Below are 16,011 nucleotides of genomic sequence, written 5' to 3'. Positions count from 1 at the left end.
TGTGGTTTGACTAACACTATCCAGGTTAGTTCTAGTGCCAAGCTTTAAACGCTGGCTTATTGACCACCCACCACAAGTAAGTAGCCAAAGTCTTAAAAACTAAGACTTTTCAAACAATGCCATCGATTCTAGATGACTGGTATGAGGGAACATATCCAGCATACCTAATTTGGTTAGTTGATAGCCTTGCTCAAGCAAGCTCTGGCTATCCCTTGCAAGGGTAGCAGGATTACAAGAAACATAAACTACACGCTGTGCGCCAAGCGCTGAAACTTGATCGATGATCCCACTCGCGCCCGCACGTGCTGGATCGAGCAGCACTTTGTCGAATTGTTCGGCAGCCCAAACTTGGCCTTCAAAATCTTGCTCAAGGTTAGCGTGATAAAATTGTGCGTTATTGATTTGGTTCAAGGATGCATTACTTGCTGCCTTTTCCACCATTTCTGCCACGCCTTCTACACCAACCACGTGTTTTGCACGTTTTGCGATTGGTAAACTGAAGTTACCTAGGCCACAGAACAAATCTAACACTCGCTCGTCACTTTGCGGGTCTAACCACTCCACTGCCTGAGCGACCATTTTCTGGTTTACCGCTTGGTTCACTTGGATAAAGTTATTGGGCGTAAATGGCACAGTGACACCGGCTTCTTGGTAAAAAGGTACCTCACCTTCAATTAAATCCAGCTGGTCCGTTTCAGGCATCAGGTAAAGCGATGCATGATGACACTTCGCCAATTCCACCAACGAGTTGGTTTCTTCATCTGTTAATTTACTTAAGTGACGCAATGTAATGCATGGACCATTGTCACCTAGCACCAGTTCTACATGGCCAAGTTGTTCTGGCTTCTTAAACGCTTTTAGCGTCGAGTAGATTTCTGGCAACAGCACATTCAACTCAGGCGCTAGAACCGGACAGTCCGTTACTTGCGCGATTTGCTTGCTTTGCTTCTTGCGGAAACCAAAGTGCAGCTGACGAGTCTTTTTATCGACAAATAGACTCACACGAGCACGGCGACGGTAGCCAAGAGAGTCACCCAATACAGGCGCATCTAACTCGATATCACTGCCGGCAAATTTTCTCATCAACTGACGAAGCGTTTGCTGCTTGTGCGCCAATTGTTGGTCATAGTTCAAATGCTGCAAATCACAGCCACCACATTCATGGTAATGGGGACAAAATGGCTCCATGCGAGCTTCACTCGGTTTAAGGATTTTAATCAACTTACCGCGAGCGAACTTGCTCTTTTCTTCCACCAATTGGGTTACCACTTCCTCACCCGGTAGCGCACCATCAATAAACAATGGTTTCTTCTTAAGGTAAGCAATGCCCGCGCCGTGGTGATCCAAACGCTCTACTTGCACCGCTTGGTGACGGGTATTCAGTTGCGTTTTCTTTTTAGGTTGAAAGATACGTGCCATGCTCTGTGCCTGATTTGTGTCTAATTGCTCTACTGCTTCACTATTCTAGATTGCAGCCATTGTGTGATTCGAGTGACTTGATTATGCTTACCGTTTATCCGGTGACGTCACTTCTTTGCTCAAGGCTTTATCGTGCGCTTGAGAAATAATGCGTTATTTTCCCATATCCAGACTCCGATGTAATTAGATAACATGACCAGATATGGCTTACGAGCACGTGTAATTACACTAACTCTCGCTCCCACTCTCATTATTGGTTTATTACTGAGCGGTTTTTTCTCATTTAATCGCTACCAAGACCTCGAGAAACAAGTTATCACCACAGGTAATAGCATTATCGAGCCGCTTGCCATTGCCAGTGAAACTCACCTACTTTCCGAAAGTCGCGAAGCAGTTCGTCGCCTTATCAGTTACGCTCACCGCAAAAATTCTAAACTCGTTCGCAGTATCGCGGTGTTCGATGAAAATCATGAGCTTTTTGTTACTTCTAACTTCCACCCCAATTTTGAAGCTCTGATGTTTCCAAAAGACAAGCCGATCCCTCAGTTAGGCGACTCGGAACTGTTTGAGAACTCTCTCATCTTACGTGTTCCTATTCTATCTGAAGGCCATTACCTATCAGAATTCTCCAATGAGAACCAAGGCACCAAAGCCATTGGCTACATCGCGGTGGAAATGGATCTTTCGTCCCTTCGCTTGCAGCAATACCAAGAGGTGTTCTCTGCGTTCTTGGTATTGATTCTCGGCCTTGGTCTCGCGAGTGTGTTTGCCTCTCGCCTCATGCATGATGTAACCCAGCCGATCACCCACATGAAAAACGTTGTGGATCGCATTCGCCGTGGTCACCTTGATGTTCGTATCGAAGGAAAAATGCACGGTGAGTTAGACCAACTTAAAAACGGTATCAACGCCATGGCGGTCTCGCTGTCGGAATATCACGTTGAGATGCAGCACAGTATAGACCAAGCGACATCAGACTTGCGTGAAACTCTTGAGCAGTTAGAGATCCAGAACGTGGAGTTGGATATCGCGAAGAAACGTGCGCAAGAAGCGGCACGCGTGAAATCCGAATTCTTAGCGAACATGTCTCACGAGCTTCGTACTCCACTTAATGGTGTGATTGGCTTTACCCGCCAGATGCTGAAGACACAGCTATCAAACAGCCAAACGGATTACTTGCAGACGATTGAGAAGTCGGCGAACAACCTACTTAACATCATTAACGACATCCTCGACTTCTCGAAACTGGAAGCCGGTAAGCTAGCGCTGGAAAACATTCCGTTTGAGTTCCGTGAGAGCTTAGAAGAAGTAATCAATCTACAAGCCACCAGCGCGCACGAGAAAGGACTGGAAATCACCTTGAAAGTGGATCCGAAGATCCCACAAGGCTTGGTAGGTGACCCACTTCGTATCCAACAAATCCTCACTAACTTGGTCGGTAACTCCATCAAGTTTACTGAGCGCGGTAACATCGACATCAGTGTGGAGATGCGCTCACAATCCGGTGATTCGGTCGAGCTGCAGTTCATGGTGCGCGATACTGGTATTGGTATCTCCGAACGCCAGCAAGCGCAGTTGTTCCAAGCGTTTAGCCAAGCAGATGCGAGCATTTCACGTCGCTACGGCGGTACTGGTCTTGGTCTGGTTATCACTCAGAAACTGGTGAGCCAAATGGGCGGTGAAATCAGCTTAACCAGTCGCCTACACCAAGGTTCAACTTTCTGGTTTACGCTGCGTCTGAGCTCAACAGAAATGCCAATGAGCGATCTAATTGAAGTCGAACTGCTGACAGGTAAGCAATTGCTGTTGGTTGAGCCAAACATGCAAGCGGCATCAGTGACTCAGCAGATCCTAAGCCAAGAAGGCATTCTGGTGACCTACCGCTCTTCATTGCCAGAGAACGACGAAAACTACGATTACGTCTTGTTGAACCTAGCTGCTAACCAAACCTATGACGAACAATCCGTTGCGACATGGATTGAGCAAGCAAAACGCATGGCTCCGAGTGTGATCATGGGTACGCCAAGTACGGAATTGGCACTGGCAGATCAAGTGATGAACGATCATCAGATCCAATGTCTGACCAAGCCATTATCACGTCGTAAGCTTCTGCAAAGCCTGATCACTGACCATGTCGAAATGCCTCAAGCGGTGATTGCACCAATTGAACCCGTCGAGAATGAACGTCTACCACTGACTGTACTTGCGGTCGACGACAACCCAGCTAACTTGAAGCTGATCTCTGCACTACTGAAAGAGCGTGTAGAAACGGTCACGGCGTGCAGCAATGGTCAGCAAGCGGTGAATCTCGCAACTGAGAAGAAATATGATCTGATCTTCATGGACATTCAAATGCCATTGATGGACGGTGTGACCGCTTGTCAGCACATTAAAGAGCTTGAGCTGAACAAAGACACCCCAGTGATTGCAGTCACTGCGCATGCCATGGCGGGCGAGCGTGACCGACTACTGGCTGCGGGTATGGATGATTACCTGACCAAACCAATTGAAGAGCATGTGCTGCAACAGGTTTTAGTTCACTGGAACCCAAATACCTGTACTGAGAGTGTCGACAAAATCGCGCCTTCTTATGTCGAACCAGTTGTGGAAGCTGCGCCATCAGTGCCAGAAAAGCCACAACAAGATGTCATTATCGATTGGCAAGCAGCATTAAAGCAAAGTGCCAATAAAGAAGACCTCGCTAAAGATATGCTACGGATGCTGATTGATTTTATTCCAGAGGTGGAAGAAGTGGTTGATCAAGCCTTAGAGCAAGAAGACTTTTCGCGTGATGATCTTATCCATGTGGTGCATAAACTTCATGGTAGCAGCTCTTACTGCGGCGTACCGAGGTTGAAGTCACTGTGTGCAACCTTAGAACAAGCCCTGCGCTCGGGTGCGAGTATCGAAGACATCGAGCCGGAAATGTTCGAACTGCAAGATGAGATGATTAAAGTCACCACGACAGCAAAGCTTTATATCGAGCAGTAGACATAAGCGCACCTAATTCGAAATCGCATCAATAAAAAAGCCAGAGCATCGACTCTGGCTTTTTCATATTCGATTTTTAATTAACAGCCGTCAGGTGAGTTAGGATTCTAGGATCACGGTCGCAACCGCGTAATGACGCTCATCAGATATCGACAGATGGATATACTTCACGCCCATCGACTCTGCCATTTGCTTTGCTACACCAGATAGGGTTAACACTGGCTTTCCAAACTCATCATTAGAAACCGTAAAGTCATGGAAAGTTACGCCTTTCGCAATACCTGTTCCTAACGCTTTTGAGGCCGCTTCTTTTACTGCAAAACGCTTAGCAAGGTAGCGTCCCTTTTGTTTCAGCTCGGCAAACTTTGTCATTTCGCCTTGCGACAGAATACGTTGTGCAAACGGCTCACCTGTCCTACCAAGCGCTTTTTCAATGCGCTCAATCTCTGCGATATCGGTACCTAAGCCTAGAATAGCCATACTTAAATCTGACTATTTACGAGCTTCAACCATAATGGCTTTCATTTCAGCCACAGATTTTTCTAGGCCATCGAACACCGCACGACCAATGATCGAGTGACCAATGTTTAGCTCATAGATTTCTGGTAGAGCAGCGATAGGAGCAACGTTGTGGTAAGTCAAACCATGACCCGCGTTTACGATGATACCTAGGTCGTCAGCATAGCTTGCGCCTGCTGCGATCTTCTTCAGCTCATCTTGCTGATCTTCTTCTGTTGTCGCGTCTGCATAGTGACCAGTGTGAAGCTCAATGTAAGGTGCGCCACAAGCTTTTGCCGCATCGATCTGTTGACGGTCTGCATCGATAAACAGAGATACTTTGATGCCCGCTTCGGTTAGTTTTTGCGTTGCCGCTTTCACTTTTTCAAGCTGGCCAACAACGTCTAGACCACCTTCTGTCGTCAGCTCTTCACGCTTTTCTGGTACTAGGCAAACGAACTCAGGCTTAGTTTGCAATGCAATCTCAACCATCTCGTCAGTAACAGCCATTTCAAGGTTCATACGAGTTTGAATGGTTTCACGCAGAATACGAACGTCACGATCCAAGATATGGCGACGGTCTTCACGTAGGTGAATAGTAATACCGTCTGCGCCAGCACGCTCTGCGATTTCTGCTGCGTGTACCGGATCTGGGTATTTAGTACCACGCGCATTACGTAGAGTGGCAATATGGTCGATATTAACGCCTAAATAGATTGAGCTCATTTTCCATTACTCCGTGCTCTGTATGTCTGAATGAATAATTCACGACTTTTTAAAGGTTTGCCGCCAAGATACGGCTTTAAGGCCATACGTGTAAAGCGTTTCGCCGCTTTTAATTGCTCTTTAGTGACGAATCGCCGCTCACTGATTGCAATTAATTCATTCCCTAGAAATGTTAGGTTGTCGCGCCTTACCGAAGCGATGAATCCTTTTTGTTCACGATAACGGTAAGTCATCTCAGGATCGACTGGCTCGCCTGTCCCGGCACAATGCAAGAAGTCAACGCCATACCCCATCGAAGACAAAAGGGCCAATTCAAAACGACGAAGTCCAGGCTCAGGGTTATCACTCTGAGCCAGCTCAGTTAAGGCATGTAAATAGTCATGAAACAAGGCAGGCATCGGCACTTCTGCCATCAGCACGCGTCCAACCAATTCATTTACGTACATAGCAGAATAAAGGTTTATCCCAAACAACGGTAAACCAAGGCTGATCGGCTCTGCCTGACGTAAGGTTTTCATCGAACCTTTGCCAGACCATTTCAACAATAGCGGAGTAAAGGGCTGTAATGCCCCTTTAAGATTGGAGCGTTTGCTGCGTGCGCCTTTCGCCATCAATGTGATACGGCCATATTCCTCGCTGAATACATCAAGAATTAAGCTCGATTCACTATAAGGGCGTCGGTGCAATACAAAGCAGCGCTGGAAGCCTTCTGAAGACTGGTTGCTCATTTCAATCAGTGTGCCTAAGTCGGTAATAAAAAATAAGGAGCCAAGTGGCTCCTTATTTTAATTGATATTATATTTTAGTCGATGTTGGAACGAAGTGTCTTTGTTACCAAACTTACAAGCAACCAAACTTATAGGTCGTCGATGTAACCTAGTGAGCGCAGAGCACGTTCATCGTCTGCCCAACCAGATTTCACTTTTACCCAAGTCTCTAGGTAAACCTTACGACCGAATAGCTCTTCCATATCTAGGCGCGCTTCACGACCAATTGTTTTGATCTTCTCGCCGCCTTTACCAATAACCATTTTCTTCTGACCGTTACGTTCAACAAGAATCAGGGCGTTAATGTGAAAGCCATCGGTTTCAGGGTTGTAATCGAAACGTTCGATTTCAACGGTTACCGAGTAAGGGAGTTCTTCACCAGTAAAACGCATTAGCTTTTCACGGACAATTTCTGATGCCATGAAACGCTGAGAGCGGTCAGTAACGTACTCTTCCGGGAAGTGGTGCGTAGCTTCAGGTAAGTGGTCACGAACGTGCTTACGTAGTACGTCGATGTTCTTGCCTTGCTTTGCAGAGATTGGCACAACGTCAACAAAGTCCATCTTCTTAGACATGTCCGCCATGTGCATCATCACTTCGTTGCGATCTTGCACGTTGTCTACTTTGTTTACACAAAGTACAACTGGGAAGTTAGACTTCTGAAGCTTAGTTAGCACCATCTCGTCATCTTTGGTCCAATGTGTACCATCAACCAAGAAGAAGACTAGATTCACATCACTTAGAGATGAGTTTGCCGCGCGGTTCATCAAGCGGTTAATCGCGCGCTTTTCTTCAATGTGAAGTCCTGGTGTATCTACGTAGATCGCTTGGTAATCGCCGTCTGTGTCGACACCCATGATGCGGTGACGAGTTGTTTGCGGTTTACGAGATGTAATCGAAATTTTCTGCCCTAAGATTTTGTTCAGAAGTGTCGATTTACCTACGTTTGGACGACCAACAATAGCAATAAAGCCACAATGTTGGTTTTCTGGTGAAGTTGATTCACCGTTTGATGCGAAGAACGCATCGATATCGAATTCGTTATCAGCCATTCGTTAATTGCTCAAGTGCCGTTTCTGCAGCCGCTTGTTCTGCCTTGCGGCGGCTGGTGCCTTTACCGATTACAGGCTTATCCACACCTGCTACGTCACACTCAACCGTGAATTCTTGGTTGTGCGCTTCACCTTTAATATTAGTCACTGTGTAGACAGGCAGTGGTTTTCTTCTGCCTTGCAGGAACTCTTGTAGGCGAGTTTTTGGATCTTTTTGTGATACGCCAGGCTTGATGGCTTCAAGACGCGAGTTGTACCAGCTCAGTACAATACCGCGTACAACTTCAATATCACTATCAAGGTAAATTGCACCAATAATGGCTTCTACCGCATCGGCTAGAATAGAGTCTCGGCGGAAACCGCCACTCTTCAATTCACCTGGACCTAATTTTAAATAATCTCCTAGATCGAATTCACGACCTAGCTCCGCCAATGTGTGCCCACGAACCAAAGTAGCGCGCATGCGACTCATGTCACCTTCGTTCACTTTCGGGAAACGATGGTACAGATCATCAGCGATGACAAAACTTAAAATTGAATCGCCCAGAAACTCAAGACGTTCATTGTGCTTGCTATTGGCGCTGCGGTGAGTCAGCGCCAAGTTGATAAGCCCAGCATCCTTAAATTGGTAGCCGAGCTTTCTCTCTAGTTTCTCAATTGGAGAATTCATACTCTCTCGATATTTAAATGGTTAGTGAATACCACCGATGCGGTTGAAACGCACACCAGTTGGAATCCAAGAAGGTAGAACGCTATCTGCGCCACGTTCAAACTCGAAGCTGATCCAAATCGCGACAGCTTTACCGACTAAATTAGCCTCTGGAACAAAGCCCCAGAAACGACTGTCCGCACTATTATCACGGTTATCACCCATAACAAAGTACTGACCTTGAGGTACAACCCATTCACTGGTACCGCTACGAGGGTAGTAGTTTTCCACTCGGTTACGGACGATAGGGTTAACCAAGATTTGATGTTCAACGTCACCCAACTTTTCATTCATCTGAATCAGAGGAATGCCATTTTGGATAAATTGGCTCTCTTCAACATTGCTCAGTTTAACTGGCTTACAAGCTGACTCACCTTTCGATTGAATACAAATTTGCTTGTCTGAAGAATAACGAACCGTATCACCAGGTAAGCCAACAACGCGTTTAATGTAGTCAATGTTTGGCTGTGGTGGATACTTAAATACAACGATATCACCACGCTCAGGTTTGCCTGTTTCTACTAGCTGATGACGCCACACTGGATCTTTCAATCCGTACGCGTATTTCTCCACCAAGATAAAATCACCTACAAGTAGAGTTGGCATCATTGAACCTGACGGGATTTGGAACGGTTCATAGATAAAAGAACGTAATACCAGAACAAATGCAATTACTGGGAAAATAGAGACACTATTCTCTACCCACCAAGGTTGGCTTTCTACTTTTTGCAGTGTCACTGCATCCAGACCGTTTGCCGTTTGCGCTTGAATCTCCGCTACTTTCGCTTGACGTTTTTTCGCAAACACCAACTTTTCCAGTAGCCAAACTACGCCAGTTACCAAAGTCACGATAACTAGAATCAGTGAGAATGTATTCGCCATTAAATTCCCTTATCTAAAAATACGAAAGTGAAAGAGCCGAAACCCTTTCACTTATTTTACTATCTAACGTCTTATGACAGACAAGAGTACGAGATAGTTCAACTCTAGTCTTTACCAACGTGAAGAATGGCTAGGAACGCTTCTTGAGGCAGCTCTACGTTACCGATCTGCTTCATACGTTTCTTACCTTCTTTCTGTTTCTTCAGAAGTTTCTTCTTACGGCTCACGTCACCACCGTAACATTTCGCGATTACGTTCTTACGTAGCTGCTTCACTGTAGAACGCGCAATGATGTGGTTACCGATAGCCGCTTGGATCGCAATGTCGAACATCTGGCGAGGGATGAATTCTTTCATCTTCTCAACAAGCTGACGACCACGAGTCTGAGACTGATCTTTGTGCGTAATCAGTGCTAGCGCATCCACTTTATCACCGTTCAGTAGAACGTCTACACGTACCATGTTCGATGTTTCAAAACGTTGGAAGTTGTAATCCAGAGACGCGTAACCACGTGATGTCGATTTCAGACGGTCGAAGAAGTCCAGTACTACTTCCGCCATTGGGATGTCGTAAGTAATCGCAACTTGGTTACCGTGGTAAACCATATCCACTTGCACACCACGCTTCTCAACACACAGTGTGATTACGTTACCTAGGTAGTCAGAAGGTACTAGGATGTTACAGCGCGCGATAGGCTCACGGATCTCTTCAATGTCGTTAACCGCTGGCAGTTTTGCCGGGCTATCAACGTACATTGTCTCACCGTTAGTTTGCTCTACTTCGTAAACTACGGTTGGTGCCGTTGTAATTAGGTCAAGATCGTATTCACGCTCTAGACGCTCTTGGATGATTTCCATGTGCAGCATACCAAGGAAACCACAACGGAAACCAAAGCCAAGTGCTGCTGAGTTCTCTGGCTCATAGAATAGCGATGCATCGTTTAGGCTTAGTTTGCCTAGTGCGTCACGGAAGTTTTCGTAATCGTCAGAGGATACAGGGAACAGACCTGCGTATACCTGAGGTTTTACTTTCTTAAAGCCAGGTAGTGGCTTCTCGCTGCCGTTCTTCGCCAGTGTCAGTGTATCGCCTACTGGAGCACCTAAGATATCTTTGATACCACAAACAACCCAGCCTACTTCGCCCGTATTTAGAACATCAGTGTCCACTTGCTTAGGCGTAAAGATACCTAGGCGGTCTACGCCCCAAGTTTGACCTGTGCTCATTACTTTGATCTTGTCGTTTTTCTTCAGTGAGCCGTTTTTAATACGAACCAAAGAGACAACGCCAAGGTAGTTATCGAACCATGAGTCGATGATCAGTGCTTGAAGTGGCGCTTCAGGGTCACCTTCTGGTGCTGGAATTGCTGATACGATGTTTTCTAGAACGTCTTCAACACCTAGACCTGTCTTCGCAGAACAGCGGGTTGCTTCCATTGCATCGATACCAACGATTTCTTCAATTTCTTCCGCTACACGCTCAGGATCGGCTGCTGGTAGGTCAATCTTGTTTAGGATTGGCACAACCTCAAGATCCATTTCGATCGCGGTGTAACAGTTAGCTAGCGTTTGAGCTTCTACACCCTGACCTGCGTCAACCACCAGTAGCGCACCTTCACAAGCGGCTAGAGAACGTGATACTTCGTACGCAAAGTCAACGTGTCCCGGAGTATCGATGAAGTTCAGCTGGTACGTTTCACCGTCTTTAGCGGTGTAGTTTAGCGTCACACTCTGAGATTTAATGGTGATACCACGCTCACGTTCAAGATCCATAGAATCAAGAACCTGTGCGGCCATTTCACGATCGCTTAATCCACCACAAACTTGGATTAGACGGTCAGATAGGGTCGACTTACCATGGTCGATGTGGGCGATAATCGAAAAGTTACGAATGTGCTTCATAGATTTATGGGTGACTAACTCTTTACAAATAGGGACATAAGAAAGCTGTCGTTTGACGGCATTTCAATCAAGTTGGCAGATTCTACCCAATTTCGTTAACGGGCGCACCTTATTTAGAGTGTAGGACTCATTGAATGGGCTCACCAAGAACTCGAATCAAAGTAACTTGCCGTTTTGACTCGTCTTCCAGTGGACGTGACACGCGTTTTGCAAGCCACATACCACCAGCAGCAAATAGCACTGAAGATAGAATGACGATTCCCTCACCACCAGAGGTAAGGGGCGCTAACAGGAAGTGGCCGATAATAGCGCCAATAATCAAACCAAAAAGAGGGAGGAGGTAGACCGCCATGGCTGATTTGATAAGGCTTGATTCAGGAAAACCTATTTCCACAACCTGACCAACTTTAACGGACTTTCGAGTGCGCAAATGCCATGACAATGTTTTATTTCCCATTGCTTTGGTCACCACGCCTGTACCACAACTTTTTTGCGACGAACAGCTGCTGCAACTGGTTTGTTGCTCGCAGCTAAGATCGATATCATATTGCTGACCGTGACGATGAACACCCGTCACGGTAGCAAGTGCAGTCATCATGGCTGTTCACTCTTTGTTACATCAAAAGTAACCGACTGCGCAATTCTTTGCGCTGTTGCAGGGGGAATATCACCAACAACAGAAATCTCATGTTCACCTTTAATGAAGCTATGCAATGTACGACGACCTTGACGAACCAGTTGTCCCTTTAAGGAGTGCTGGTCTTTTTTAGCAACATAAACAGAAAAGTTGAATAAGCCATCAGAATATAGTTGGCTCTCCACCATTTGGTCTGTCACAGCCATGCGGTAGCGGTTCAACTCGTTAGGCTGAAAACCTTCTGGCGTCCAACCAACATGCCAATTACTCGTACCTATATCGCCTTTTGGCATTGTTAATACGGCTGGCAATTGAACATCTTGTAGGCCACTCATTAACTCGGCAATTTTCGGATTTACCGTGTAAGAAATCGCCCTGTACTGCTCAAGCATCTCACCATCACGATCGACTAAATCAGCACGCAAAGGCAATTTACTTTTTTCATCTATCCAAAGCACATATGAATAACGTAAGCCATCTTTCGGTACAATTCTCAGTACTTGTGTAGGTACACCCGCTTCTCGCGCTCGCCCGATTTGTACATAGTCATAATACAAATTGAGCTCATCGATGTCAGTGTTCAGCATAGGCATGATCGGAGCCACCATTTTACCTGATTCAATGGTAAAAGGTTCTGCACCAGTCTCGACATAACTGACTTCTCGCCCACGTCTAATCACTTCACGTACAGGACCACTTAGATAGACTAAGTGAGCATATTGCTCTTCACCATGTGGCGCATGACGATACAACAAAGGCTCGATGCTGTTCTTTTTGATAAGGATGTATGAGAGCTCGTAGCTTAGGGTTTGGCTCGCTTCGCTCATTTGATGCAATAAAGCCTCCGCTGGCTTGTCACCAGCAAAGGCTTGTGGAGTCATCATACTGAACAGAGCGCAAGCGCTGATCAGAAGTTTCTTCATTCAATATCCGGAGTCAGGGAAGCACCTTGCTCAGAAGCTTCACTGTTAATTCTTAACTGCAATTCGTAGTCACGCAGCATAGCATGAACGCGTTTACGTTGCTCTTGCATATTCGCTTCACCAACAGAACGCTCTACGGATTCACGAGTTAAACTCACTGGTTCTGCACTACCGGCAAATGGAATAGTCTGCAAGACTGGTAATTGTTCAGCTTGCGGAAGTGACGGATCGCTCCCTCCATATTGCTGAACACCGAGTATCACCGCTAAAGACACACAGGCAGCCACGGCAACTTGACCAAACTGCGTTAACCAAGCAGGAAGCTGACGCTTAGCTTGTTGTGGTTCAGGTTGTGACTCTCTAGGTGCATCACCAATTGAGATTACGTTGGCACTGTGCGTATCGATGGCACGATGTGCTGGCTCATCTTCTAATGCTAACGCTACGCTTTCAGCAATATTCCACTCAGGCTTTGCTGGTGCTTCACCTCGCATGACATCACCAATCAGATGATAATGTTGCCAAGCCTCTAGACTATCATGGTCTTGCTCTATCTCTTTGATAAGAGCCTTATCGACCAATTCACCATCCATGAGAGCTGAAAGTTTTTCTTTGTCAGCCATTGTTTTCACCATAGTTAACTTGTACTAGCGCTGTAAAAGAGGTTTGATTTTCTTTTCCACCGCTTCACGAGCACGGAAGATACGAGAGCGTACCGTTCCCACCGGGCAATCCATTACTTCAGCAATTTCCTCATAACTTAAGCCGTCTAGCTCACGTAGAGTCATTGCTGTCTTTAAATCTTCAGGTAAAGCTTCAATTGCACTGAACACTACCCGTTGCAATTCTTTGGACAACGTTAAGTTCTCAGGGTTCGAAATTTCTTTTAAAGCGTTACCTGTCTCATAAAATTCAGCTTCTTCAGCATCAACATCCGTTGCTGGAGGTCTGCGCCCCTGAGCTACGATGTGATTTTTCGCAGTATTCACAGCAATGCGGTACAACCATGTGTAGAACGCACTTTCTCCACGAAAACTCGGGATAGCTCTGTAAGCTTTAATAAATGCTTCTTGTGCTACATCTGGAACATCACCAGGATTACTTACGTATCTGGAAATAAGGTTACATACCTTGTTCTGGTACTTAGTTACCAGCAGGTTGAATGCTTGCTTATCGCCATTCTGAACTCGCTCAATCAATACTTGATCGGTCAGCTGCTCGTTCATTCGAGCGGATACTCCTATTTGTTATGCCCCTACTCTTCTCAGATATGGGTACTAATTATGCAAAACGTAGTATTGACACCACTGCTTACTTGAGCACTATTGTGACTCTGGTGTGAATGAGAAGTTCCATGGTTTTTCAATTTTTTCGTCATGGCAATTTCACAACGTGATGTCGATATCCTATTACGCTCCCAAAGCCCTGCTTACACGATGCGCTAACAGGCATGCATCTGAGTGTGACTTGGGTATAATGGACGAACTTTACCCTAGATTGTGCTGGGTCAAGTTCAGAAAAGCAATGGCGTTGACAAACTATTACTTTTCATTTGCATAGCTAAAGCAAACAAGGCAAGACCTCCAATTAGAGAGCGTCTGCGCCCAGTGATTACAAACAAAGCGTACGTAATTACACAATGAAAGAAGAGTGGCTCAAGCCACCAATAACATTTGCAATGATTTTAGCCTTTTGGCGACGGATGTCGTAAACATGGAATGCACATGAAGTGCAAACAATACACAAGGTAACCCTTTTACCTTAGCTTGGGATCAGAAAAGTTTTATGAACATGAACCGTGAACACGAATGTGATGTGTTAGTGGTAGGGAGTGGTGCCGCAGGCTTGTCGTTAGCATTGCGAGTTGCCAACCACTGTAAGGTTATCGTATTGAGCAAAGGCCCACGAAGTGAAGGCGCAACGTATTATGCTCAAGGTGGTATCGCAGCAGTATTTGATGAATCCGATACTATCGAATCTCATGTAGAAGACACCCAAATCGCGGGTGACGGTATCTGTGATGAAGATACTGTAAAATTTATCGCCGAAAATTCCAAAGAGTGCGTTCAGTGGTTAATCGATGGTGGCGTGCCGTTCGATCGTGAAGATGATGACTCCGACGATGAACCACGTTATCACTTAACTCGCGAAGGCGGTCACAGCCGTCGCCGTATTTTGCACGCTGCCGATGCAACTGGTATGGCAATGCAAACATCATTGCAAGACAACGCACACAATCACCCAAACATTCATGTCTTTGAGCGTCATAACGCGCTCGACTTGATCACTGAAGATAAAGTCGGGGGAGACAAGAGTAAAGTTATCGGTGCTTACATTTGGAACCGTAACGAAGAACAGGTAGAAACTGTTAAAGCAAAGTTTGTGGTACTTGCCACTGGCGGTGCTTCAAAAGTTTACCAATACACCTCTAATCCAGATGTATCTTCCGGGGACGGCATTGCCATCGCATGGCGAGCAGGTTGTCGTGTAGCTAATATGGAATTCAACCAATTCCACCCAACCTGTCTTTACCACCCAGAAGCGCGTAACTTCCTGCTAACCGAGGCTCTACGTGGAGAAGGGGCATATTTACGTCGACCAGATGGCTCTCGCTTTATGCCAGACTTCGATGAACGTAAAGAACTTGCCCCACGAGATGTCGTCGCTCGCGCTATAGACTTTGAGATGAAGCGTTTGGGTGCCGATTGCATGTACCTCGACATCAGTCATAAGCCTGCTGATTTCATTACCAAGCACTTCCCAACCATCTACTCTCGATTGATGGATTTGGGCATCGACATGACCAAAGAACCAATCCCAATTGTTCCGGCCGCACACTACACGTGTGGTGGCGTAATGGTTGATCAAAACGGTCATACCGACCTAAAGAACCTATACGCTATTGGTGAAGTAAGCTACACGGGCTTGCATGGTGCAAACCGTATGGCTTCAAATTCACTATTAGAGTGTGTGGTGTACGCATGGTCAGCAGCCAAAGATATTCTTAAACACCATACCGAGGTTCAGATCACCACTAAGCTCCCATGCTGGGATGAGAGCCAAGTAACCAACAGCGACGAAGAAGTCATTATCCAACACAACTGGCATGAGTTGCGACTTTTCATGTGGGATTACATGGGTATCGTGCGTACTGATAAACGCTTGGAACGCGCACTGCGTAGAATTCAAATGTTGCAACAAGAGACGCACGAGTACTACAGCCATTTCCGTGTATCAAACAACTTGCTAGAACTGCGTAACCTATTGCAAGTGGCAGAGTTAATGGTGCGCTGTGCAATGCAACGAAAAGAGAGCCGAGGCCTGCACTACACTTTGGATTATCCAAATCAGTTAGAAAATAGTGGCCCGACGATCCTCACTCCTAATAAATAGTACTAAGCGGGAGCTTCGGCTCCCCTTTGCCACTGTTTGAGAATCAGGCAGAGTTGCCGATATTGCCGGTCGTCACACCCATCTCGCCACACATTTACCCGCCTACCACATTCAGT

The 16,011-nt window shown here is 46.1% G+C and carries 14 protein-coding genes; 2 read left to right on the top strand and 12 right to left on the bottom strand.

Annotated features, from left to right (window positions below):
* Positions 1 to 99: 99 nt before the first annotated feature.
* On the bottom strand, positions 100 to 1,419 hold the full coding sequence (rlmD, locus tag BSZ04_RS10745; RefSeq protein WP_088880375.1) for a 23S rRNA (uracil(1939)-C(5))-methyltransferase RlmD: 1,320 nt from the start codon (positions 1,417 to 1,419) through the stop codon (positions 100 to 102).
* Between the two features lie 192 nt (positions 1,420 to 1,611).
* Here rlmD and barA point away from each other — a divergent pair, with 192 nt between their 5' ends.
* The gene (barA, locus tag BSZ04_RS10735) at positions 1,612 to 4,410 is read left to right on the top strand and encodes a two-component sensor histidine kinase BarA (protein WP_088880374.1); all 2,799 of its coding nucleotides are present in this window, start codon (positions 1,612 to 1,614) and stop codon (positions 4,408 to 4,410) included.
* Positions 4,411 to 4,509: 99 nt separating this feature from the next.
* Here barA and acpS read toward each other — a convergent pair whose 3' ends face one another.
* The 11 genes from acpS to rpoE all read right to left on the bottom strand — a co-directional run bounded on the left by acpS (position 4,510) and on the right by rpoE (position 13,728).
* Positions 4,510 to 4,890 carry a holo-ACP synthase gene (gene acpS / locus BSZ04_RS10730; RefSeq protein WP_088880373.1) on the bottom strand — a complete coding sequence of 127 codons (381 nt, stop codon included), beginning with the start codon at positions 4,888 to 4,890 and terminating at the stop codon, positions 4,510 to 4,512.
* A 12-nt stretch (positions 4,891 to 4,902) separates the two neighbouring features.
* Complete coding sequence (gene pdxJ / locus BSZ04_RS10725; RefSeq protein WP_010450273.1) at positions 4,903 to 5,634, bottom strand: pyridoxine 5'-phosphate synthase; 732 nt, start codon at positions 5,632 to 5,634, stop codon at positions 4,903 to 4,905.
* Positions 5,631 to 6,362 carry a DNA repair protein RecO gene (gene recO, locus BSZ04_RS10720; RefSeq protein ID WP_005426504.1) on the bottom strand — a complete coding sequence of 244 codons (732 nt, stop codon included), beginning with the start codon at positions 6,360 to 6,362 and terminating at the stop codon, positions 5,631 to 5,633. The genes pdxJ and recO overlap by 4 nt, the downstream gene beginning before the upstream one ends.
* 128 nt (positions 6,363 to 6,490) lie before the next feature.
* The gene (era, locus tag BSZ04_RS10715; RefSeq protein ID WP_010450276.1) at positions 6,491 to 7,453 is read right to left on the bottom strand and encodes a GTPase Era; all 963 of its coding nucleotides are present in this window, start codon (positions 7,451 to 7,453) and stop codon (positions 6,491 to 6,493) included.
* A complete protein-coding gene (rnc, locus tag BSZ04_RS10710) occupies positions 7,446 to 8,123 on the bottom strand; it encodes a ribonuclease III (protein WP_010450278.1) in 678 nt (225 codons plus the stop codon). The genes era and rnc overlap by 8 nt, the downstream gene beginning before the upstream one ends.
* Before the next feature lie 21 nt (positions 8,124 to 8,144).
* Positions 8,145 to 9,044, bottom strand: coding sequence for a signal peptidase I (gene lepB / locus BSZ04_RS10705; RefSeq protein ID WP_010450279.1), 900 nt, complete (start codon positions 9,042 to 9,044; stop codon positions 8,145 to 8,147).
* Positions 9,045 to 9,148: 104 nt separating this feature from the next.
* Positions 9,149 to 10,942, bottom strand: coding sequence for a translation elongation factor 4 (gene lepA / locus BSZ04_RS10700; RefSeq protein ID WP_010450282.1), 1,794 nt, complete (start codon positions 10,940 to 10,942; stop codon positions 9,149 to 9,151).
* Between the two features lie 127 nt (positions 10,943 to 11,069).
* Positions 11,070 to 11,540: a SoxR reducing system RseC family protein gene (locus BSZ04_RS10695; RefSeq protein WP_010450284.1), complete on the bottom strand. Its 471-nt coding sequence runs from the start codon at positions 11,538 to 11,540 to the stop codon at positions 11,070 to 11,072.
* Positions 11,537 to 12,502 carry a sigma-E factor regulatory protein RseB gene (gene rseB, locus BSZ04_RS10690; protein ID WP_010450286.1) on the bottom strand — a complete coding sequence of 322 codons (966 nt, stop codon included), beginning with the start codon at positions 12,500 to 12,502 and terminating at the stop codon, positions 11,537 to 11,539. The genes BSZ04_RS10695 and rseB overlap by 4 nt, the downstream gene beginning before the upstream one ends.
* Entirely contained in the window at positions 12,499 to 13,125 is a 627-nt protein-coding gene (locus tag BSZ04_RS10685; protein WP_010450288.1) for a sigma-E factor negative regulatory protein, read from the bottom strand. Before BSZ04_RS10685 ends, rseB begins: the two co-directional genes overlap by 4 nt.
* 24 nt (positions 13,126 to 13,149) lie before the next feature.
* Positions 13,150 to 13,728: an RNA polymerase sigma factor RpoE gene (rpoE, locus tag BSZ04_RS10680; protein WP_005449784.1), complete on the bottom strand. Its 579-nt coding sequence runs from the start codon at positions 13,726 to 13,728 to the stop codon at positions 13,150 to 13,152.
* Between the two features lie 559 nt (positions 13,729 to 14,287).
* Here rpoE and nadB point away from each other — a divergent pair.
* Positions 14,288 to 15,895, top strand: coding sequence for an L-aspartate oxidase (gene nadB / locus BSZ04_RS10675; RefSeq protein ID WP_010450290.1), 1,608 nt, complete (start codon positions 14,288 to 14,290; stop codon positions 15,893 to 15,895).
* Positions 15,896 to 16,011: the final 116 nt, after the last annotated feature.

Origin of the sequence: Vibrio rotiferianus (assembly GCF_002214395.1) — a bacterium.
Taxonomy (GTDB): Bacteria; Pseudomonadota; Gammaproteobacteria; order Enterobacterales; family Vibrionaceae; genus Vibrio; species Vibrio rotiferianus.
This window is presented reverse-complemented; position numbering and strand designations above follow the sequence as displayed.

Coding starts and splice junctions, on each gene's coding strand:
- rlmD (WP_088880375.1), bottom strand. CDS start 1,419: ATGGCACGTATCTTTCAACCTAAAAAGAAAACGCAACTGAATACCCGT.
- barA (WP_088880374.1), top strand. CDS start 1,612: ATGACCAGATATGGCTTACGAGCACGTGTAATTACACTAACTCTCGCT.
- acpS (WP_088880373.1), bottom strand. CDS start 4,890: ATGGCTATTCTAGGCTTAGGTACCGATATCGCAGAGATTGAGCGCATT.
- pdxJ (WP_010450273.1), bottom strand. CDS start 5,634: ATGAGCTCAATCTATTTAGGCGTTAATATCGACCATATTGCCACTCTA.
- recO (WP_005426504.1), bottom strand. CDS start 6,362: ATGAGCAACCAGTCTTCAGAAGGCTTCCAGCGCTGCTTTGTATTGCAC.
- era (WP_010450276.1), bottom strand. CDS start 7,453: ATGGCTGATAACGAATTCGATATCGATGCGTTCTTCGCATCAAACGGT.
- rnc (WP_010450278.1), bottom strand. CDS start 8,123: ATGAATTCTCCAATTGAGAAACTAGAGAGAAAGCTCGGCTACCAATTT.
- lepB (WP_010450279.1), bottom strand. CDS start 9,044: ATGGCGAATACATTCTCACTGATTCTAGTTATCGTGACTTTGGTAACT.
- lepA (WP_010450282.1), bottom strand. CDS start 10,942: ATGAAGCACATTCGTAACTTTTCGATTATCGCCCACATCGACCATGGT.
- BSZ04_RS10695 (WP_010450284.1), bottom strand. CDS start 11,540: ATGATGACTGCACTTGCTACCGTGACGGGTGTTCATCGTCACGGTCAG.
- rseB (WP_010450286.1), bottom strand. CDS start 12,502: ATGAAGAAACTTCTGATCAGCGCTTGCGCTCTGTTCAGTATGATGACT.
- BSZ04_RS10685 (WP_010450288.1), bottom strand. CDS start 13,125: ATGGCTGACAAAGAAAAACTTTCAGCTCTCATGGATGGTGAATTGGTC.
- rpoE (WP_005449784.1), bottom strand. CDS start 13,728: ATGAACGAGCAGCTGACCGATCAAGTATTGATTGAGCGAGTTCAGAAT.
- nadB (WP_010450290.1), top strand. CDS start 14,288: ATGAACATGAACCGTGAACACGAATGTGATGTGTTAGTGGTAGGGAGT.